This is a genomic window from Bradyrhizobium sp. HKCCYLRH3099 (assembly GCF_051167855.1).
GTDB lineage: Bacteria > Pseudomonadota > Alphaproteobacteria > Rhizobiales > Xanthobacteraceae > Bradyrhizobium.
Map to the genome: position 1 here is coordinate 1 of NZ_JBNPTW010000017.1, position 18,848 is coordinate 18,848.

An 18,848-nucleotide genomic window follows, 5' to 3' on the forward strand; every position below is an offset into this window, starting at 1 on the left:
ATGTCGTCGGTTTGTTCTGTCACCTATGTAGCCGGTTTGGACCCCCCCGACCCCTCCCCGCAAGGGGGAGGGGAGCGCACCGTGCGTGTCGCAAGGATGCCAAATCAAACGCCCGTGTTTCGGCGACGGCCGGCATGTTTGCCTGGAACGCGCGCGTCCACCAGCAGTTCGTAGCTTTCGAGCAACTCACGTGCTCCAGTCCGTCGCGCTCGCGTCGGACGGCGGCGCCCCCTCCAGATGGCGCCGTCATGCGTGATGATCTCTGTCGAGGAGTCCTAGTGATGCGAAGCTTGAATGTCGTGGCGGCGTTGGCCCTCTCGGGGGCGCTGCTGGCCGGTGCGAATGCGCCGGCGATGTCTGCTCCGATGACGGCGCTGTCGGCCGCTGCGAAGCCGGATGCCGCGCCGCTCCCCACCACCGAGGTGCGCTATGGCGGCCGTGGGTTCGGCGGCGGCTGGCATGGCGGCGGCTGGGGCTGGGGTGGCGGCGCGCTTGCGGCCGGCGCATTGCTCGGCGCGGGAATCGCGGCGGCGGCGACGCCCTATTACTACGATGACCCTTATTACTACGGCGGCGGGCCGTACGGCTATGCCGGCGTCGGCTACGCGCCGTATTACGGCCGTCCCTATTATGCGCGCCGCTACTATGGTGGCTGGGGTGGCGGACCGTGGGGCGGCCCCGTCTGGTAGGCTTCGGCTGACCATGTGACCTGTCTGCGCGCGACATCGCGCAGGCGGGTCGGATCGCCGCCTGGATGTCCGTCGGGCGGCGGGGCGCTGTGCCTCATGCCGATGGCATGGCTCTTGTATCGATCTCCGGTCAGCGTCCGCGCGTCGACAATGTGCGCGGTCCGGAGAGCGGTCATGTCTGAGGCGGCGAACACCGAGGCGTTCTGGGTCGGAACGATCGTCGACTGGCTGGTCGAGAACGCCAGCCTGCGCAAGGAGCGCATCGACCTCACGCGCAAGTTCACGCAGGAGCCCTATAATCTCAGTGCCGTCAGGGTGCTGACGATGATGGATGAACTCGTCGCGTGTCACAATGCGCGCAGCGGCACCAGGCTCGTGTTGTCGCAAAACTGGCGGCTCGCGCACCGCAACGACAGCGTCGGCGCTTTCATCGGAGCCTTCCTTCGCCTGGTGCAGCCCGACGACACCGGCGTCAGCACCGACAATGCCGGGCCGGTCGCCGCTGGGATGTCGGAAAGCCGACAGGACCGTTCCCATAACCGGCCCCACAATCAGCGCCTCGAAGCGTTGCGCGCCGATCCCCGTCGCGACTGGAAGCCGGTCGATCTCGAGATCATCGCCTCGCAATATGCGATGAAGTTTCGCAAGATCACCGGCACGCACGAGGTCTTCCTGCATCCCTCGGTGCCGCATTGCGTGACCATTCCGCTGAAGGCGCCGATCAGGCCGCCGCATATCAGGGCCTTCGTGGCGATGATCGACGGCATGGATGAGGCCGCGCGATGAGCGATGTCGACGCCTATGCCTATGATGTCACGGAGCTCGGCGCCGAGGACGGCGGCGGCTTTCTCGTCACCTTTCCCGACCTTCCGGGTGTCATCGGCATTGGCGAGACGGCGCAACAGGCCATGGCCGATGGACAGCAGGCGTTGTTTGCCGCGCTCGACGCGCTCAAGGCAGTCGATCGCGAGCCGCCCGTCCCGGGTGTCCGCCACGCCGCGGCTCCGCTGGCGTGAGTGGCGATGTGAGATCGCATCGTTGAGCGAGGAGGGAAGATTATGCCACTGACCGAAGACGCCATCCAGGCCGGCAAGTGCTACAAGACCAGGATCGCCGAAAGCTACAAGGTGCTGTCGATCACCCGCGGCATCGTCACCTACCAGACGCTGACCTCGCCCTTGCGCATCAACACCGGCATCAAGGCCTTCGCGGACGCCGTCTACAAGGAGATCAAGTGTCCAGAGTAGGGCGCGATCCCCGGTCACCTTTCCTTCCGCCGCGAATCTGGCAGTAACATCCACGGTCTCTCCTCCGTCATTGCGAGCGCAGCGAAGCAATCCAGCGGCGTGGGCGGGACTCTGGATTGCTTCGCTGCGCTCGCAATGTCGCGGAGAGAGTTCGCTTCTATATCTGCGTGGGGAATTTGAAGATGCGATTAGTACAGCGCGACGACGGCGTTCTCGCCTGCGTCGATGATGCAGGCCGCATCTGGGCGCAATGCGCGCGGCCGTCGCAGCTTGCCGCCGACACCGACTACGTGATCGAAGGCCCGCTGAGCGGCTTCATCTACGAGGAGGGCACCTTCACCCCCGACAGCGAGCAGGCGTTCCGCGCCTGGCTCGACGATCGCCTGATCAGCGAGGAGATCTTTCATGTCAAGGACCGCGAGACCGCGCTGGCGCTGTGTCAGCGCATCGCGGCGGCCGCCTGCGAGATCCTAAAGGACGACGCAGGCCATTCCCCGACCGCTTGATGGGGATGTATTCGCTGAAATAAAAACATATTGCTATTTTTCAGAATTCATGCTCTTATCCCTGCATCCCGCCTCGATGCAGAGGGACGTACGCGTCGTCACGAACGGTGAGGTGGGCTGCGATGGACGTGACGGCCGTGCCAGACGAGCATGGCCGGCGCGGACGGCGAAGTCGTGTGGTCCTGGCCTCTCGACGCCGAGGTCAAGTCCGTGGTCGTTGCTTGACGGCACGCGCGGGCGATGGGGGCAACAAAGCCGATCCCCAGGGAGAGCACGAAGGACACTGTTAAAACCAATCGCGCGGGGAAGGCCGGGTCTGTCCGGCTGTACTCGTGGTGACTGCCGCCTGCTTATCTTTCTGCAGGCGGGCCACGGGCCTCAGCCGAGGTCCGGCCTTCCTCGCGCCCTCTCGTATTCAAGAGGGCATGTGAGCGATGCATCACTCGGGCACGGCGTGCCGCGAGACGGCGAGGGCTTGTCTGACAACGGTGTGATGGAAACTGTGAGCCACGCTCTGCGGTGTCGTCTCGGCCTTGAGCCGGGACCTATAACCCCAGGGAGTTGTTCGGGGCACGCGCGTGGACGAATCTCACCGGGCCGCACCGGCCGGTGGCTATGGGTCCCGGCTCAAGGCCGGGACGACACTGAATATGACGTGCGGGCTTGACCAACGAAACACGAATTGATGAACGCCGACGGTGACCCGCACAGGCCGCATGGGGCGTGAGCGCCGCTCTCTCAAACCGCGTGCAAATGCGTCATGGAACACGGCCAGATGGACCGTATAAATTCGGGGCAGGATCAAATTTTCAATATCTATCAATAGCTTGCGACTGTCATCCAGCTGTCATCGAACCTTTATAAAAGCCACATCGTAGCCCCCTAAAGCGGCCCGGGAAGCGCAATCGGGTGCAAACGGCGCTTCGCTTCCCAAGCATGGAGACCAGCTATGAATTTCGTCAAAGCACTCGTCGCTGCCGGCTTGGTCGCCGCATCGACGTCGGCATTTGCGGCCGATATCACCGGCGCGGGCGCGACGTTTCCGTTCCCGATCTATTCCAAGTGGGCCGACGCCTACAAGAAGGAGACCGGCAACGGTCTGAACTACCAGTCGATCGGCTCCGGCGGCGGCATCAAGCAGATCCAGGCCAAGACCGTGACGTTCGGCGCCACCGACGCGCCGCTCAAGGCCGAGCAGCTCGAGAAGGACGGCCTGGTGCAGTGGCCGATGGTGATGGGCGGCATCGTGCCGGTCGTGAACCTCGAGGGCGTGAAGCCGGGCGAGATGGTGCTGGATGGCGAGACGCTCGCCAACATCTATCTCGGCAAGATCACCAAGTGGGATGACGCCGCGATCAAGAAGCTGAACCCGAACGTCAAGCTGCCCGGCGACGCCATCGCCGTGGTCCGCCGCTCCGACGGTTCGGGTACGACCTTCAACTTCACCTACTATCTCTCCGAGGTCAGCGCGGACTGGAAGAGCAAGGTCGGCACCAACACCGCGGTCGAGTGGCCGGTCGGCGTCGGCGCCAAGGGCAACGAGGGCGTGTCGGGCAACATCAGCCAGACCAAGAACTCGATCGGCTATGTCGAGTACGCCTATGCCAAGCAGAACAAGCTGACCTACACCGGCATGGTCAACAAGGCCGGCAAGACCGTGCAGCCGACCGTCGAGGCGTTCCAGGCTGCGGCCGGCAACGCCGACTGGGCCAAGGCTCCCGGCTACTACGTGATCCTCGCCAACCAGCAGGGTGAGAAGTCCTGGCCGATGACGGCCGCGACCTTCATCCTGATGCACAAGGAGCCGACCGATAAGGCGGCCTCCGCCGAGGCGATCAAGTTCTTCAAGTGGTCGTTCGAGAAGGGCGACAAGATGGCCGAGGAGCTCGACTACATCCCGATGCCCGACAGCGTCGTGAAGCTGATCGAGAAGACCTGGTCGGCCGACATCAAGAGCTGATCTGAAGCGTGCTGCCCTCTCCCGGAAACGGGAGAGGGTTCGTTCAAGGTGATGATGGTGTCAAAGAAGCAGGGGGCGGACTTGGCTGAGATGGCCGTTGAGAGCGAGGTCGGCGATATCGCCGCTGCCGCAGGGCCCTATGACCGCGCCCGCGCGCTGAGCGCGTTCAAGCTCGGCGATGTCACCTTCTACTGGATCACTCGCCTGTCGGCGATCTCGGTGCTGCTGATCCTCGGCGGCATCATCATCTCCCTCGTCATCGGCGCCTGGCCGGCGATGAAGGAGTATGGCTTCCAGTTCCTCTTCACCAAGCGCTGGGCGCCTTCGGCCGATCCGCCGGTGCTCGGTGCGCTCGGCCCGATCTACGGCACGCTGGTGACGTCGTTCATCGCGATGCTGATCGCCATTCCCGTGGGCCTGGGCATCGCGATCTTTCTGACCGAGCTCTGCCCGCAATGGCTGCGCCGTCCCATTGGCCTCGCCATCGAGCTGCTCGCCGGCATCCCCTCGATCATCTACGGCATGTGGGGCTTCTTCGTGCTGGGCCCGTTCCTGGCCACCACGTTCCAGCCGTTCATGATCGGCCTCTGCGCCAACATCCCGGTGCTGCAGGACATCTTCGCAGGTCCGCCGTCCTATCTCAGCCTGTTCAACGCCTCGCTGATCCTGGCGATCATGGTGCTGCCCTTCATCACCTCGATCTCGGTCGACGTCTTCAAGACGGTCCCGCCGGTGCTCAAGGAAGCCGCCTACGGCGTCGGTTGCACCACCTGGGAGGTCGTGCGCAGCGTCGTCATCCCCTACACAAGGGTCGGCGTCATCGGCGGCGTCATGCTGGCGCTGGGCCGTGCGCTCGGCGAGACCATGGCGGTGACTTTCATCATCGGCAACTCGTTCCGGATCTCGTCCTCGATCTTCGCGCCGGGCACGACGATCTCGGCCGCGATCGCCTCCGAATTCCAGGAGAGCGACGGTCTGCACCAGTCGAGCCTGATCCTGCTCGGCCTGCTCCTGTTCGTCCTCACCTTCTTCGTGCTGGCGAGCGCCCGGCTGATGCTGGCGCGGCTCGAAGCCAAGGCTGGAAAGTAACCCATGACGAGCGTCGAGATGTCCACCGTCGATACGCCGGTCAATCCCATCAACCCGATCTATGCGCGCCGCCGGCGCCGCGACCTCGTCGTCCGCGGCCTGTGCATCGCCGCCGCGGCGTTCGGCGTCACCTGGCTGGCGCTGATCCTGTTCACGCTGTTCTATAACGGCCTCGCCGGCCTCAGCCTGCAGGTCTTCACCGCCGACACGCCGCCGCCGGGCGCCAGCGAAGGCGGCCTGCGCAACGCCATCGTCGGCTCGATCATGATGACCGTGATCGGCGTCGGCATCGGCGCGCCGCTCGGCCTGTTCGCTGGCACCTACCTCGCCGAATACGGCCGCAACGACCGCCTGACCTCGGTGATCCGCTTCATCAACGACATCCTGCTGTCGGCGCCGTCGATCATCATCGGCCTGTTCATCTATGGCGCCGTCGTGGTGCCGATGGGCGGCTTCTCGGCCATCGCCGGTGCGCTGGCGCTGGCCGTCATCGTGATCCCCGTCGTGCTGCGCACCACCGAGGACATGCTGCTGCTGGTGCCCAACCCGCTGCGCGAGGCAGCCTCGGCGCTCGGCCTGCCGCGCTCGCTGGTGATCCGCCGCATCGCCTACCGCGCGGCGCGCTCCGGCCTCATCACCGGCGTGCTGCTGGCGACCGCCCGCGTCGCCGGCGAAACCGCGCCGCTCCTGTTCACCGCGCTGTCGAACCAGTTCTGGAGCCTCAACCTCTCCAAGACGATGGCGAACCTGCCTGTCACCATCAACAACTTCGTGCAGAGCCCGTATGCCTATTGGAAGCAGTTGGCCTGGAGCGGAGCCCTTCTCATCACTCTGGCCGTGCTCGCTTTGAACGTCGGTGCACGCATTCTCGGCGCCGAGAGGAAAACGAAATGACCGAACTGTCCGTCTCCGTCAGTCAGCCCGCTCACACCCTTCACGGCCAGCCGCTCCCCGAGGCGCCGGCCAAGGTGACCGCGCGCAACCTGAACTTCTATTACGGCGATCATCACGCGCTGAAGAACATCAACCTGACGCTGGGCACCAACCGCGTCACGGCGTTCATCGGCCCGTCCGGCTGCGGCAAGTCCACCCTGCTGCGCATCTTCAACCGGATGTACGATCTCTATCCGGGCCAGCGCGCCACCGGCCAGCTGATGCTGGACAACACCAACATCCTCGATCCCAAGCTCGATCTCAATCTGCTGCGCGCGCGGGTCGGCATGGTGTTCCAGAAGCCGACGCCGTTCCCGATGACGATCTACGAGAACATCGCCTTCGGCATCCGGCTCTATGAGAAGATCTCGAAGTCCGAGATGGACGACCGCGTCGAGAAGGCGCTGCGCGGCGGCGCGCTGTGGAACGAGGTCAAGGACAAGCTCAACGCCTCCGGCCTGTCGCTGTCCGGCGGCCAGCAGCAGCGCCTGTGCATCGCGCGCACGGTCGCCGTCCGGCCCGAGGTGATCCTGTTCGACGAGCCATGCTCGGCGCTCGACCCGATCTCGACCGCCAAGGTCGAGGAGCTGATCCAGGAGCTCGCGGAGAACTATACGATCGCGATCGTCACCCATAACATGCAGCAGGCGGCGCGCGTCTCCGACAAGACCGCCTTCATGTATCTCGGCGAACTGATCGAGTTCGACGAGACCAGCAAGATCTTCACCTCGCCGAGCGATCGGCGGACCCAGGACTACATCACCGGCCGGTTCGGCTGACGCCGACAGCATTCTTCAGGAGATCAACATGGCCAGTGAACATACCGCCAAGGCGTTCGACAGCGATCTGCAGGACCTGACCCGGCTGGTGTCGGAGATGGGCGGCCTCGCCGAGCGGCTGATCGTCGATTCCGTCGACGCGCTGGTGCGGCGCGACGTGGCGCTCGGCCAGAAGGTGGTCGCCGCCGACGCCGAGGTCGACAAGCTGCAGCGCATCATCGAGGAGCGCGCGGTGCTGACGATCGCCCGCCGCCAGCCGATGGCGGTGGATTTGCGCGAGATCGTCGGCGCGATGCGCGTCGCCACCGATCTGGAGCGCATCGGCGACCTCGCCAAGAACATCGGCAAGCGCGTCGCCGCGCTGGAGAGCGACTTCCATCCGCTGAAGCTGATCCGCGGCCTCGAGCACATGACCGACCTGGTGCAGTCGCAGGTCAAGACGGTGCTGGACGCCTATGCGGCGCATGACCTGCCGGCGGCGATGACGGTGTGGAAGGGCGACGAGGAGGTCGATGCGATCTGCACCTCGCTGTTCCGCGAGCTCCTGACCTACATGATGGAAGACCCGCGCAACATCTCGTTTTGCATCCATTTGATGTTCTGCGCCAAGAACATCGAGCGGATGGGCGACCACGCCACCAACATCGCCGAGACGGTGTTCTATATGATCGAGGGCCAGCAGATCATGGACAAGCGCCCGAAAGGCGACATGACCAGCTTCGCGACCACGATCCCCGGTAACTGAGAAAGACGATTTCGACATGGGTGCGCGAATTCTGGTGGTTGAGGACGAGGAGGCGCTGACGACGCTGCTGCGCTACAACCTCGAGGCCGAAGGCTACGAGGTCGAGACCGTCGCGCGCGGCGACGAGGCCGACACGCGGCTCAAGGAGCGCGTGCCCGATCTGGTCGTGCTCGACTGGATGCTGCCGGGCCTGTCCGGCATCGAGCTGTGCCGGCGGCTGCGGGCGCGGTCCGAGACCAAGCAGCTGCCGATCATCATGCTCACCGCGCGCGGCGAGGAGAGCGAGCGTGTGCGGGGGCTTGCGACCGGCGCCGACGACTACATCGTCAAGCCGTTCTCGGTGCCGGAGCTGCTGGCGCGCGTGAAGGGCCTGCTGCGGCGCGCGAGCCCGGAGCGGCTGGCGACCGTCTTGTCCTATGGCGACATCGAGCTCGACCGCGAGAAGCGCCGCGTCGCGCGTTCGGGCCGGCCGATCGATCTCGGCCCGACCGAATACCGCCTGCTCGAATTCTTCCTCGAGCATCCCGGCCGCGTGTTCAGCCGCGAGCAGTTGCTCGACAGCGTCTGGGGCCGCGACATCTATATCGATGAGCGCACGGTGGACGTGCACATCGGCCGCCTGCGCAAGCTGCTCAATCCCGGCCGCGAGCAGGATCCGATCCGCACCGTGCGTGGCGCCGGCTATGCGCTGGACGACCGCTTCGCCAAGTCGGAGCAGGCGTGACGGGCGAGCAGGCCTGATCGCGCGGTCACGCCGTTGCCGTCTTGATCCTGTGTGATCGAGTTCCCATCATCATGGTCGGACCTCGGCAGACACAATGATCAGGACGTTCGCTATCTTGTTAGCCTTGTTGCTTGTGGCTGCCGGCAATGCCGCGGCCGCCGAGCTCGAGGACGCCGTCGCTGCGGCTTCGAATGGACAGCCGGCGGCGGCGTTACGCCGGCTCCAGCCGCTCGCCGCCAAGGGCGACGCGCGCGCGCAGTTCAATGTCGGATTCATGCAGGCCTTCGGCCTGGGCGCCCCGCGCAACCAGGCGGAGGCGCTGGTCTGGTACCGCAAGGCCGCCGATCAAGGGCTCGCCGTCGCCCAGCATTATCTCGGCATCGCCTATTTCAACGGTGAAGGCGCCGCCCGCGATCACGGCGAAGCCGCCCGCTGGTTCAATCGCGCCGCCGCGCAGGGCTTTGCCCAGTCGCAATACATGCTAGGCCTGATGATGCTCGACGGCGAGGTCATGACCCGGGACGTCATCCAGGGTTATGCCTGGCTCGTGATGGCCGGCCGCAACGGCGTCAGGTCGGCCGGCCGCGAGATTCAGAGAGTGAAGCTCAGCGAAGCGCAGCGGCGCCAGGCCGAGGCCACCATTGCCGCGTGGCGGCCGAAGCCGGAATCGGTCGATGCCGGGATTGCCAATCCGCGCGCGGAGCAGTTGCTCGGTCTCGACCGCCACTTCGGCGACGTCGTCGATCCCACCTCCTGGCCGGCCTCCTCGATCGGTGTCGTGACCGTGGCGCAATACAGCACGGGAGGTTCGTGCACCGGCACGCTGGTGGCGCCGCGCGTGGTGCTCACGGCGGCGCATTGTGTCTTCAACGGCGTCGCGCAGGTCAGCCCCGGCAACGTCCATTTCCTCGCTGGCATGAACAGAGGCACTCCCGCGGCCTCGTCGGTCGCCGACAAGCTGATCGTGGCGCCTGAGTTCATTCCGACCCAGCACGACAAATGGTCGCTGGACCGCTCGCCAGCCGACTGGGCGCTGATCATCCTGAAGGATGCGCTGCCCTCGAAGCCGGTGGCGGTGAAGTCCGTGAGCCGGGATGACCTCGCGGCTGCGACCAAGGCAGGTACGATCTCCGAGATCGGCTATGGCCAGGAGCGGCGCTATTCGCCGACCGGCCAGCGCAATTGCAGCGCAAGCATGACCAGGGACGCCCGTCTCCTTACCGTGCATTGCCTTGCCAATTTCGGCTATTCTGGCTCGCCGATCCTGGCCGAGATCGGCGGCGAGCCGGTGGTGGTCGGGATCTTCTCGGCGTTCCACGAGGAGACGCGGCTGATGTTCGCCGCGTCCGCCAGCCAGTTTGAGGCGGCCGTGCGGCGCGAGATCGCCGCGCAGAGCGCATCCGCGCGGTGAGGGGAGGGACAGGAAGGGAAGAGAGTTGGACACCGGCTGGTCAATGTTTGTGCGTGACCGGATAGCGGATTGCCAAAGCAATGCTGGGAACCTCAGCCGCACGGGCGACGAGGGTTGATTTGCAAGTGATTTGGGCGCGGCAGTGCGAGCCTTGCCTTTTGGCGCAGGTCTTGCTCTCTTGTCCGAGTATGACGATTTTGCCAATTGATCATCCTCGCTCCGCGCGTTTCGTTCCAGCCTGGCTGCGGCCGGTCGGGCGTCGCAATGCGATGCTGCTGGCCGGCCTTGTGCTCGCCAATGCGCTCGCCTGGGCCTGGGCGTTCGCGCTCTACGCCGACCGCCCGGCCATCGTCGGCACCGCGCTGCTGGCCTGGCTGCTCGGCCTCCGCCACGCCGTCGATGCCGATCATATTGCGGCGATCGACAATGTGGTCCGCAAGCTGGTGCAGGACGGCGATGCGCCGCGCGCCGCGGGTCTTTACTTCGCGCTCGGCCATTCGAGCGTCGTCGTGATCGCCACCATCGTCGTGAGCCTGGTCGCCGGCGCGGATCTGTTGCGGGAGGACAGTGCGATCCGCGCGATCGGCGGCGCCATCGGCACCTCGGTGTCGGCCGGCTTCCTGCTGCTGATCGCGTTGGCGAACCTCGTCCTGTTCGTGAACCTCTGGCGCCGCTCGCCCCGGCCCGAGACGGACAGCGCGAGCCCCGGCAACGGCCTCCTGATTCGTCTGCTGCGGCCCGTGCTGCGGGTCGTGTCGCGCGCCTGGCATATGTTCCCGCTCGGCTTCCTGTTCGGCCTTGGCTTCGACACCGCCAGCGAGATCGGTCTTTTGAGCCTGTCGGCGACCGAAGCGGCCCGCGGCGAGAGCCTGGTGCATATCCTGGTATTCCCGGCGCTGTTCGCCGCGGCGATGGCGACCGTCGACACCGCCGACGGCATGCTGATGGTCGGCGCCTACCGCTGGGCGCTGACGGATCCCGCCCGCAAGCGACGCTACAATCTGGTGATCACCGGGCTGTCGGTGATGATCGCGCTGGTGATCGGCGGCGTCGAGGCCGCCACGCTGCTGGCGCCGCTGTTCGGCCTGACCGGAACGTGGGCCGATGTTGCGAGCGCGCTCGGTGACGGAATCGCCGACCTGGGGATCGTCGCGGTCGTCCTGTTCGGACTGATCTGGGCCGGCGCCGTATTCTTCAACCGCCGCCCGCGCGGTTCCGAGGCCGACGCGGCGCTTGCCACCCTTCGTGCGGGGACGCTAAACCCCGGGGAGATACCAAACACGACAGCATGAAGCTGTGCTGAGGGCAGGACCTCACGATGGCCGGCGCGGAGGGAATGACCAGGATGCTGTGGCTGCAGGGCGCGAGCTGCGGCGGCTGCACGATGTCGATCCTGGAAAGCGGCGCCTCCGGCTGGTTCGACGAGCTGCGCCAATCCGGCATCGACCTGATCTGGCACCCTTCTGTCAGCGAGGAGACCGGCGACGAGGTCGTCGAGCTGCTCGACGCGATCCGTGACGGCCGCGAGCGGCTCGATCTGCTGGTGCTCGAAGGCTCGGTCGCGCGCGGACCGCATCTCAGCGGTCGCTTCAACATGCTCGCCGGCACCAACCGCTCGATCTATCACTGGCTGCTCGATCTCGCCCCGCTTGCCGACTACGTCGTCGCGGTTGGAAGCTGTGCGGCCTATGGCGGCATTCCCGCGGCCGGGAGCAATCCGACCGACGCCGTCGGGCTGCAGTTCGAGGGCAGCGATGCCGGCGGTGCGCTCGGCTCCGGCTTCCGCTCGAAGCGCGGGCTGCCGGTCATCAATGTCGCGGGCTGCGCACCGCATCCCGGCTGGGTGATGGAAAGCTTATTGGCGCTCACCGCTGGCGACCTCACGGCGGGCGGTCTCGACGCCGTCGGGCGCCCGACCTTCATCGCCAACCACCTCGCGCATCACGGCTGCTCGCGCAACGAGTTCTATGAGTTCAAGGCGAGCGCGGAAACGATGTCGGAACGCGGCTGCCTGATGGAGCATCTGGGCTGCCGCGCGACGCAAGCCGTCGGCGACTGCAACCAGCGCTCCTGGAACGGCGGTGGCTCCTGCACCAAGGGCGGCTATGCCTGCATTGCCTGCACCTCGCCGGGTTTCGAGAGCACGCAGAACTATCTGCAGACGGCGAAGCTCGCGGGCATCCCTGTGGGGCTCCCGACCGACATGCCCAAGGCCTGGTTCGTCGCGCTGGCCGCGCTGTCGAAATCGGCAACGCCGCGCCGTGTGCGCGTCAATGCGACCGCCGACCACGTCGTGGTGCCGCCGAGCCGCTCCGGCGATAAGCGCAGCTCATGACGCGGATCACGGTCGGCCCGTTCAACCGCGTCGAGGGCGATCTCGAAGTCCGCCTGGATATCGACAGCGGCCGCGTCGCGCGCGCCGAAGTGACGGCGCCGCTCTACCGCGGCTTCGAGCAGATCCTGGAAGGGCGGCCGCCGCTAGATGCCCTGGTGATAGCGCCGCGCATCTGCGGCATCTGCTCGGTGTCGCAGTCGATCGCGGCGGCGGCTGCATTGCGTCAGGCGATGGGCGTGGTCCCAGCGCCGAATGGCGTGCTCGCGACCAACATCGCGCACGCGGCCGAGAACGCCGCCGATCATCTCACCCACTTCTACATCTTCTTCATGCCCGACTTCGCCCGCGACGCCTACGCGTCTCACGCGTGGCACGGCGCAGCGGCCGAGCGCTTCACTGCCACCAAGGGATCCGCGGCCCGCGAGGCGCTGCCGGCGCGGGCGCGGCTGCTGGAGATCATGGGCGTCATCGCAGGCAAATGGCCGCATAGCCTAGCGTTCCAGCCGGGCGGCACGACGCGTGCGATTGAGCTTGGCGAGCGTATCCGGCTGAATGCGATCGCGGCGTCGTTTCGCGGCTTTCTCGAACGCGTTGTGTTTGCCGACAAGCTCGAACACGTGCTGGCGCTGTCGACGCCGGATGAACTCGATCAGTGGCGCGACGGGCGCGGCGGCGACTTCGCGCACTTCCTTCGCCTGGCCGATGCGCTCGATCTCGCGCATCTGGGGCCGGGACCCGGTCTGCTGATGAGTTTTGGCGCGTATCACGATGCTGATGCTGCGCGCTTTCGGGCCGGGCTTCGGACCTCCGATGGAAAGATCGAAGCGCTGCCGTCCGGTCAGATCACCGAGGACGTGTCGCACGCCTGGATGCGCGATACGTCGCGCGATCCGGCCGAGAGCCGCACCGAGCCGGATGCCGACAAGCCTGACGCCTATAGCTGGTGCAAGGCGCCGCGGCTTGCGGGAGATCCCGTCGAGGTCGGCGCGCTGGCGCGGCAAGCGGTCCACGGCCAGCAGCTGATCACAGCATTGCTGTCTGAGAGCGGCAGCAATGTCCGCAATCGCGTCATCGCACGCCTGATCGAGACGGCGCAGCTTGCAATCTCGATCGAAGGCTGGATCAAGAGTCTGCGCCTCAGCGAGCCGTTCTGCGAAACCAGCGGCGAGGCGGCCGATGGCAACTATGTCGGCCTTGTCGAAGCCGCGCGCGGCAGTCTCGGGCATTGGCTCGCCGTGCGCTCCGGCCGCATCGCGCGCTATCAGATCATCGCGCCGACCAGCTGGAACTTCTCGCCGCGCGATGCCGACGGCATCGCAGGCCCGCTCGAACAGGCGCTGGTCGGAACGGAGGTCGGCGAGGCCGGCGCGCGCGCCGTCAGCATCCAGCATGTCGTGCGGTCGTTCGATCCCTGCATGGTCTGCACCGCGCATTGAGCGCGCTTCGCGAGGGCGGAAAGTAGCTTGTCGGGTGCAAAGCGCGTGATTTCCGATATTCGGCCGATCCGAGTCTCTGACCTGTTTGCTGATCAGCAGGCATCATCCCAACCATCTGGAATCATTATGATTCAAATTCAGCACTAATGCTGGCCCGCATCTTGCTGTCCCCTCTCGCCAGATCGCGATCGGATGATCGCCAACGCGATATCGGGGGGAGGACTCATGGGCGCGACGACGGAAACTTTTTACAGCGTGATCCGGCGCCAGGGCATCACGCGGCGCAGCTTCCATAAGTTCTGCAGCCTGACCGCGACGAGCCTCGGCCTCGGGCCGCTGGCGTCGGCGCGCATCGCCAATGCGCTCGAGACCAAGCCGCGCACGCCTGTCATCTGGATGCACGGTCTGGAATGCACCTGCTGCTCCGAGAGCTTCATCCGCTCGGCGCATCCGCTCGTGAAGGACGTCGTGCTGTCGATGATCTCGCTCGACTATGACGACACGATCATGGCGGCCGCCGGCCAGCAGGCCGAGGAGATCCTCGAAGAGACGCGCGCCAAGTACAAGGGCCAGTACATTCTCGCCGTCGAGGGCAATCCGCCGCTGAATGAAGGCGGCATGTTCTGCATCGACGGCGGCAAGCCGTTCGTCGAGAAGCTGAAGGTGATGGCCGAGGACGCGATGGCGATCATTGCCTGGGGGGCCTGCGCCTCCTGGGGCTGCGTGCAGGCGGCCAAGCCTAACCCGACGCAGGCGACGCCGATCGACAAGGTGATCACCAACAAGCCGATCATCAAGGTGCCCGGCTGCCCGCCGATCGCGGAGGTCATGACCGGCGTCGTCACCTACATCACCACCTTCGGCAAGCTGCCCGAGCTCGACCGCCAGGGCCGGCCGAAGATGTTCTACTCGCAGCGCATCCACGACAAATGCTATCGTCGGCCGCATTTCGACGCCGGCCAGTTCGTCGAGGAATGGGACGACGAGGCGGCGCGCAAGGGCTATTGCCTCTACAAGATGGGCTGCAAGGGCCCGACCACCTACAACGCCTGCTCGACGGTGCGCTGGAATGGCGGCGTGTCGTTCCCGATCCAATCCGGCCATGGCTGCATCGGCTGCTCCGAGGACGGCTTCTGGGACAAGGGCTCGTTCTACGACCGGCTCACCACGATCAAGCAGTTCGGCATCGAGCGCAACGCGGACGAGATCGGCATGGCCGCGGCGGGAACGGTGGGCGTCGCGGTTGCGGCGCATGCCGCGGTTACCGCCGTCAAGCGGCTCGCCACCAAGCGCGACGACGCCAGCGCCAAGCAAGATCATTAATTCAGTTCAGGGCAGGCAACGATGGGCATCCAGACTCCCAACGGCTTCAATCTCGACAATTCCGGCAAGCGCGTCGTGGTCGATCCGCTCACGCGTATCGAAGGCCATCTCCGCGTCGAGGTGAACGTCGACTCCAACAACGTCATCCGCAACGCGGTCTCGACCGGCACGATGTGGCGCGGCATCGAGACCATCCTGCGCAACCGTGATCCGCGCGACGCCTGGGCCTTCACCGAGCGGATCTGCGGCGTCTGCACCGGCACCCACGCGCTGACCTCGGTGCGCGCGGTCGAGAATGCGCTGGGGATCATGATCCCCGACAACGCCAACTCGATCCGCAACATCATGCAGCTCTGTCTGCAGGTGCACGACCATCTCGTGCACTTCTATCACCTGCATGCGCTCGACTGGGTCGACGTCGTCTCGGCGCTGAAGGCCGATCCGAAAGCGACCTCGGCGCTGGCGCAGTCGATCTCGGATTGGCCGCTGTCCTCGCCCGGCTATTTCAAGGACCTGCAGATACGCCTGACCAAGTTCGTCGAGTCCGGCCAGCTCGGCCCGTTCAAGAACGCCTACTGGGGCCACGCCGCCTACAAGCTGCCGCCGGAAGCGAACCTGATGGCGGTCGCGCATTATCTGGAGGCGCTCGATTTCCAGAAGGAGATCGTCAAGATCCACACCATCTACGGCGGCAAGAACCCGCATCCGAACTGGTTGGTCGGCGGCGTGCCCTGTGCGGTCAATGTCGACGGCACCGGCGCGGTCGGCGCCATCAACATGGAGCGGCTCAACCTCGTTTCCTCGATCATCGACCGCTCGATCGAGTTCGTGCAGAAGGTCTATCTGCCGGACGTCGTCGCCATCGGCTCATTCTACAAGGACTGGCTCTATGGCGGCGGTCTCTCCGGCAAGAGCGTGATGTCCTACGGCGACATCCCCGAGAATGCCAACGACTATTCGGCCAAGAACCTCAAGCTGCCGCGCGGCGTGATCCTCAACGGCAATCTGAACGAGGTGCTGCCGATCGATCATGGCGATCCCGAGCAGATCCAGGAGTTCGTGACGCATTCCTGGTACAAATATCCCGACGAGAGCAAGGGGCTGCATCCCTGGGACGGCGTGACAGAGCCGAACTATCAGCTCGGACCGAACGCCAAGGGCACCAAGACCGACATCAAGGAGCTCGACGAGGGCGGCAAATATTCCTGGATCAAGGCGCCGCGCTGGCGCGGCAACGCGGTCGAGGTCGGGCCGCTGGCGCGCTACATCATCGGCTATGCGCAGAACAAGCCGGAATTCAAGGAGCCGACGGACAAGCTCCTGAAGGCGCTCAACCTGCCGGTCACGGCGCTGTTCTCGACGCTCGGCCGCACTGCCGCCCGCGCGCTGGAGTGCGACTGGGCCGCGACGCAGATGCGCTACTTCCAGGACAAGCTGGTGGCGCGCATCAAGGCGGGCGATTCCTCGACGGCCAATGTCGAGAAGTGGAAGCCGGAGAGCTGGCCGAAGGAGGCCAAGGGCTACGGCTTCACCGAGGCGCCGCGCGGTGCGCTGGCGCACTGGATCAAGATCAAGGACACCAAGATCGACAACTACCAGTGCGTCGTGCCGACCACCTGGAACGGCTCGCCGCGAGACCCCAAGGGCAATATCGGCGCCTTCGAGGCGTCGCTGATGGATACGCCGATGGCGGATCCGGAGAAGCCGCTGGAGATCCTGCGGACGATCCATTCGTTCGACCCGTGCCTGGCGTGCTCGACGCATGTCATGAGCCCGGACGGCCAGGAAATGGCGACGGTCAAGGTCAGGTAGCGGGAGAAGCAGCATGATGGATGCCGTTGCACGTCCGCCGGAGACCGAGTCCAACCTCGCCGCGATCGCGGCCGATGCCGCTGGCGAGCGCGCGATCGGCCGGCCCACAGTCTATGTCTACGAAGCCCCGGTGCGCATCTGCCACTGGGTCAATGCGGCCGCGATCGTCGTGCTGATGGTGACAGGCTATCTGATCGGGACGCCGCTGCCGACGGTGGAAGGCGAGGCATCGGGCAGCTTCGTGATGGGCTACATCCGGTTCACGCATTTCGCGGCCGGGCAGGTGTTGGCGGTGTTCTTCCTCGCCCGCATCCTCTGGGCTTTCGTCGGCAACCATCACTCGCGGCAGATCTTCTACATTCCCGTGCATCGCAAGCAGTTCTGGAAGGAAGTGCTGCACGAGATCCGCTGGTATGCGTTCCTGGAGCGCGAGCCGAAAATGTATGTCGGCCACAATCCGCTGGCGCAGACGGCGATGTTCACGGGCTTCACGGTGTTCGTCGCCTTCATGATCGTCACCGGCTTCGCGCTGTATTCGGAAGGCGAGGGGATCGACAGCTGGCAGTACAAGCTGTTCGGCTGGGTGTTCTCGATCTGGCCGAACAGCCAGGATGTGCACACCTATCATCACCTCGGCATGTGGGCGCTGGTGATGTTCGTGATGGTGCACGTCTATGCCGCCATCCGCGAGGACATCATGTCCCGTCAGAGCATCATCTCCTCGATGATCTCCGGCGAGCGGCAGTTCCGCGAGTAGGAGCCGCGTGATGGCTGAAGCAAAGCTCGACCGCATCCTGGTGCTCGGGATCGGCAACATCCTATGGGCCGATGAAGGGTTCGGCGTGCGCGTGGTGGAGGAATTCCACCGCCGCTACGCCGTGCCCGACAACGTCACCATCCTCGATGGCGGCACGCAGGGGCTCTACCTCGTCAACTACGTCGAGGAAGCCGATGGCCTCATCGTGTTCGACGCGATCGACTACGGCCTCGCCCCGGGCGAGCTCAAGCTCGTTCGTGACGAGGAGGTGCCGCGCTTCACCGGCGCCAAGAAGATGAGCCTGCACCAGACCGGCTTCCAGGAGGTGCTGAGCGCCGCCGACCTGCTCGGCCGCTATCCCCAGCGTCTGGCGCTGATCGGCTGCCAGCCGCTGGATCTCGAGGACTGGGGCGGGCCGCTGACCGCGCCGGTGCGCGCGCAGATTGCCCCGGCGATCGAGTTGGCTTGCGCTGTGCTCGCCGAGTGGGGCGTCTCGGCGGTGTTGCGGCCCGAGCCGCTCGCCGGAGACGCGCGCCTGCTCGCCAACGACATCGATCATCATAGCTACGAAATGCGCGCGGACCCGGCCGAATAACCCGGGGGATCGCGAGGGAGTCTGCCATGTGCCTGGGCCTGCCGATGACGATCGTGGAGACCGACGGCGTCTCGGCGCGGTGCAGCTTCGACGGTGAGGAGCGCCGCGTCTCGGTGCTGCTTCTCTCAAGCCCGCCGGTCGGCGCGAAGGTCCTCGTCTATCTCGACAACGCCGTGCGCCTGCTCGACGACGAAGAGGCGCGGCTGATCGGTGAGGCGCTGCGCGGCCTGCAGGCCGCGATGAACGGCGAGAACTGCGACGACTTCTTTGCCGACCTGGTCGGCCGTGAGCCGCAGCTGCCGGAGCATCTGCGCTGATCTCGGGGCTGTCATCCTGTCAGGTTTCTGACAATATGGTTTCCACAAGAAAATAAACTTACCATCTCCTGTATGGAAACCAACTTTGCCGTTTCCTGCTGAAAACTTAATCGTCTGAAAATATTTTGTTAAATCAAAAGCTTGCCTGAGTTGGTCGGACGCCGGCATCTGGCACGTCGATTGCTGACCA

General features: G+C 65.3%; 20 protein-coding genes. All 20 read left to right on the plus strand.

What is annotated here, in order from left to right:
• Positions 1-281 precede the first annotated feature (281 nt).
• The 20 genes from ACQR1Y_RS26300 to ACQR1Y_RS26395 all read left to right on the plus strand — a co-directional run bounded on the left by ACQR1Y_RS26300 (position 282) and on the right by ACQR1Y_RS26395 (position 18,658).
• The gene (locus ACQR1Y_RS26300; RefSeq protein WP_434877151.1) at positions 282-689 is read left to right on the plus strand and encodes a hypothetical protein; all 408 of its coding nucleotides are present in this window, start codon (positions 282-284) and stop codon (positions 687-689) included.
• Positions 690-863: 174 nt separating this feature from the next.
• Complete coding sequence (locus ACQR1Y_RS26305; protein WP_434877150.1) at positions 864-1,475, plus strand: hypothetical protein; 612 nt, start codon at positions 864-866, stop codon at positions 1,473-1,475.
• Positions 1,472-1,705: a type II toxin-antitoxin system HicB family antitoxin gene (locus ACQR1Y_RS26310; RefSeq protein ID WP_434877149.1), complete on the plus strand. Its 234-nt coding sequence runs from the start codon at positions 1,472-1,474 to the stop codon at positions 1,703-1,705. The genes ACQR1Y_RS26305 and ACQR1Y_RS26310 overlap by 4 nt, the downstream gene beginning before the upstream one ends.
• 42 nt (positions 1,706-1,747) lie before the next feature.
• A complete protein-coding gene (locus tag ACQR1Y_RS26315) occupies positions 1,748-1,936 on the plus strand; it encodes a hypothetical protein (protein ID WP_434877148.1) in 189 nt (62 codons plus the stop codon).
• A gap of 182 nt (positions 1,937-2,118) precedes the next feature.
• Positions 2,119-2,442, plus strand: a complete 324-nt coding sequence (locus ACQR1Y_RS26320) for a hypothetical protein (protein WP_434877147.1) — start codon at positions 2,119-2,121, stop codon at positions 2,440-2,442.
• Between the two features lie 949 nt (positions 2,443-3,391).
• Positions 3,392-4,402: a phosphate ABC transporter substrate-binding protein PstS gene (pstS, locus tag ACQR1Y_RS26325; RefSeq protein ID WP_434855991.1), complete on the plus strand. Its 1,011-nt coding sequence runs from the start codon at positions 3,392-3,394 to the stop codon at positions 4,400-4,402.
• A gap of 90 nt (positions 4,403-4,492) precedes the next feature.
• Positions 4,493-5,491 carry a phosphate ABC transporter permease subunit PstC gene (gene pstC, locus ACQR1Y_RS26330; protein ID WP_434855990.1) on the plus strand — a complete coding sequence of 333 codons (999 nt, stop codon included), beginning with the start codon at positions 4,493-4,495 and terminating at the stop codon, positions 5,489-5,491.
• A gap of 3 nt (positions 5,492-5,494) precedes the next feature.
• Positions 5,495-6,385: a phosphate ABC transporter permease PstA gene (pstA, locus tag ACQR1Y_RS26335; protein WP_434877146.1), complete on the plus strand. Its 891-nt coding sequence runs from the start codon at positions 5,495-5,497 to the stop codon at positions 6,383-6,385.
• Positions 6,382-7,203, plus strand: coding sequence for a phosphate ABC transporter ATP-binding protein PstB (gene pstB / locus ACQR1Y_RS26340; RefSeq protein ID WP_434855989.1), 822 nt, complete (start codon positions 6,382-6,384; stop codon positions 7,201-7,203). Before pstA ends, pstB begins: the two co-directional genes overlap by 4 nt.
• A 28-nt stretch (positions 7,204-7,231) precedes the next feature.
• Positions 7,232-7,948, plus strand: coding sequence for a phosphate signaling complex protein PhoU (gene phoU / locus ACQR1Y_RS26345; RefSeq protein ID WP_434855988.1), 717 nt, complete (start codon positions 7,232-7,234; stop codon positions 7,946-7,948).
• 16 nt (positions 7,949-7,964) lie between these two features.
• The gene (phoB, locus tag ACQR1Y_RS26350; RefSeq protein ID WP_009028046.1) at positions 7,965-8,672 is read left to right on the plus strand and encodes a phosphate regulon transcriptional regulator PhoB; all 708 of its coding nucleotides are present in this window, start codon (positions 7,965-7,967) and stop codon (positions 8,670-8,672) included.
• A gap of 94 nt (positions 8,673-8,766) precedes the next feature.
• Entirely contained in the window at positions 8,767-10,083 is a 1,317-nt protein-coding gene (locus ACQR1Y_RS26355; RefSeq protein WP_434877145.1) for a trypsin-like serine protease, read from the plus strand.
• A gap of 269 nt (positions 10,084-10,352) precedes the next feature.
• The gene (locus ACQR1Y_RS26360; RefSeq protein ID WP_434877144.1) at positions 10,353-11,375 is read left to right on the plus strand and encodes a HoxN/HupN/NixA family nickel/cobalt transporter; all 1,023 of its coding nucleotides are present in this window, start codon (positions 10,353-10,355) and stop codon (positions 11,373-11,375) included.
• 26 nt (positions 11,376-11,401) lie between these two features.
• Entirely contained in the window at positions 11,402-12,418 is a 1,017-nt protein-coding gene (locus ACQR1Y_RS26365) for a HupU protein (RefSeq protein ID WP_434877143.1), read from the plus strand.
• The gene (locus ACQR1Y_RS26370) at positions 12,415-13,854 is read left to right on the plus strand and encodes a nickel-dependent hydrogenase large subunit (RefSeq protein ID WP_434877142.1); all 1,440 of its coding nucleotides are present in this window, start codon (positions 12,415-12,417) and stop codon (positions 13,852-13,854) included. The genes ACQR1Y_RS26365 and ACQR1Y_RS26370 overlap by 4 nt, the downstream gene beginning before the upstream one ends.
• A 225-nt stretch (positions 13,855-14,079) precedes the next feature.
• Positions 14,080-15,177, plus strand: a complete 1,098-nt coding sequence (locus tag ACQR1Y_RS26375; protein ID WP_434877141.1) for a hydrogenase small subunit — start codon at positions 14,080-14,082, stop codon at positions 15,175-15,177.
• A gap of 21 nt (positions 15,178-15,198) precedes the next feature.
• Positions 15,199-16,989: a nickel-dependent hydrogenase large subunit gene (locus tag ACQR1Y_RS26380; protein WP_434877140.1), complete on the plus strand. Its 1,791-nt coding sequence runs from the start codon at positions 15,199-15,201 to the stop codon at positions 16,987-16,989.
• Positions 16,990-17,002: 13 nt separating this feature from the next.
• On the plus strand, positions 17,003-17,746 hold the full coding sequence (gene cybH, locus ACQR1Y_RS26385) for a Ni/Fe-hydrogenase, b-type cytochrome subunit (protein WP_434877139.1): 744 nt from the start codon (positions 17,003-17,005) through the stop codon (positions 17,744-17,746).
• 10 nt (positions 17,747-17,756) lie between these two features.
• The gene (locus ACQR1Y_RS26390; protein ID WP_434855980.1) at positions 17,757-18,341 is read left to right on the plus strand and encodes a HyaD/HybD family hydrogenase maturation endopeptidase; all 585 of its coding nucleotides are present in this window, start codon (positions 17,757-17,759) and stop codon (positions 18,339-18,341) included.
• 26 nt (positions 18,342-18,367) lie between these two features.
• The gene (locus ACQR1Y_RS26395) at positions 18,368-18,658 is read left to right on the plus strand and encodes a HypC/HybG/HupF family hydrogenase formation chaperone (RefSeq protein ID WP_434855979.1); all 291 of its coding nucleotides are present in this window, start codon (positions 18,368-18,370) and stop codon (positions 18,656-18,658) included.
• Positions 18,659-18,848 lie beyond the last annotated feature (190 nt).

What these genes read in the sequence shown, in the direction of transcription:
- ACQR1Y_RS26390 (WP_434855980.1), top strand. Translation starts at nt 17,757, where the DNA reads ATGGCTGAAGCAAAGCTCGACCGCATCCTGGTGCTCGGGATCGGCAAC.
- phoB (WP_009028046.1), top strand. Translation starts at nt 7,965, where the DNA reads ATGGGTGCGCGAATTCTGGTGGTTGAGGACGAGGAGGCGCTGACGACG.
- ACQR1Y_RS26320 (WP_434877147.1), top strand. Translation starts at nt 2,119, where the DNA reads ATGCGATTAGTACAGCGCGACGACGGCGTTCTCGCCTGCGTCGATGAT.
- ACQR1Y_RS26395 (WP_434855979.1), top strand. Translation starts at nt 18,368, where the DNA reads ATGTGCCTGGGCCTGCCGATGACGATCGTGGAGACCGACGGCGTCTCG.
- pstA (WP_434877146.1), top strand. Translation starts at nt 5,495, where the DNA reads ATGACGAGCGTCGAGATGTCCACCGTCGATACGCCGGTCAATCCCATC.
- phoU (WP_434855988.1), top strand. Translation starts at nt 7,232, where the DNA reads ATGGCCAGTGAACATACCGCCAAGGCGTTCGACAGCGATCTGCAGGAC.
- ACQR1Y_RS26365 (WP_434877143.1), top strand. Translation starts at nt 11,402, where the DNA reads ATGGCCGGCGCGGAGGGAATGACCAGGATGCTGTGGCTGCAGGGCGCG.
- ACQR1Y_RS26355 (WP_434877145.1), top strand. Translation starts at nt 8,767, where the DNA reads ATGATCAGGACGTTCGCTATCTTGTTAGCCTTGTTGCTTGTGGCTGCC.
- ACQR1Y_RS26375 (WP_434877141.1), top strand. Translation starts at nt 14,080, where the DNA reads ATGGGCGCGACGACGGAAACTTTTTACAGCGTGATCCGGCGCCAGGGC.
- ACQR1Y_RS26315 (WP_434877148.1), top strand. Translation starts at nt 1,748, where the DNA reads ATGCCACTGACCGAAGACGCCATCCAGGCCGGCAAGTGCTACAAGACC.
- ACQR1Y_RS26305 (WP_434877150.1), top strand. Translation starts at nt 864, where the DNA reads ATGTCTGAGGCGGCGAACACCGAGGCGTTCTGGGTCGGAACGATCGTC.
- ACQR1Y_RS26310 (WP_434877149.1), top strand. Translation starts at nt 1,472, where the DNA reads ATGAGCGATGTCGACGCCTATGCCTATGATGTCACGGAGCTCGGCGCC.
- ACQR1Y_RS26370 (WP_434877142.1), top strand. Translation starts at nt 12,415, where the DNA reads ATGACGCGGATCACGGTCGGCCCGTTCAACCGCGTCGAGGGCGATCTC.
- ACQR1Y_RS26300 (WP_434877151.1), top strand. Translation starts at nt 282, where the DNA reads ATGCGAAGCTTGAATGTCGTGGCGGCGTTGGCCCTCTCGGGGGCGCTG.
- pstB (WP_434855989.1), top strand. Translation starts at nt 6,382, where the DNA reads ATGACCGAACTGTCCGTCTCCGTCAGTCAGCCCGCTCACACCCTTCAC.
- pstS (WP_434855991.1), top strand. Translation starts at nt 3,392, where the DNA reads ATGAATTTCGTCAAAGCACTCGTCGCTGCCGGCTTGGTCGCCGCATCG.
- pstC (WP_434855990.1), top strand. Translation starts at nt 4,493, where the DNA reads ATGGCCGTTGAGAGCGAGGTCGGCGATATCGCCGCTGCCGCAGGGCCC.
- ACQR1Y_RS26360 (WP_434877144.1), top strand. Translation starts at nt 10,353, where the DNA reads ATGCTGCTGGCCGGCCTTGTGCTCGCCAATGCGCTCGCCTGGGCCTGG.
- cybH (WP_434877139.1), top strand. Translation starts at nt 17,003, where the DNA reads ATGATGGATGCCGTTGCACGTCCGCCGGAGACCGAGTCCAACCTCGCC.
- ACQR1Y_RS26380 (WP_434877140.1), top strand. Translation starts at nt 15,199, where the DNA reads ATGGGCATCCAGACTCCCAACGGCTTCAATCTCGACAATTCCGGCAAG.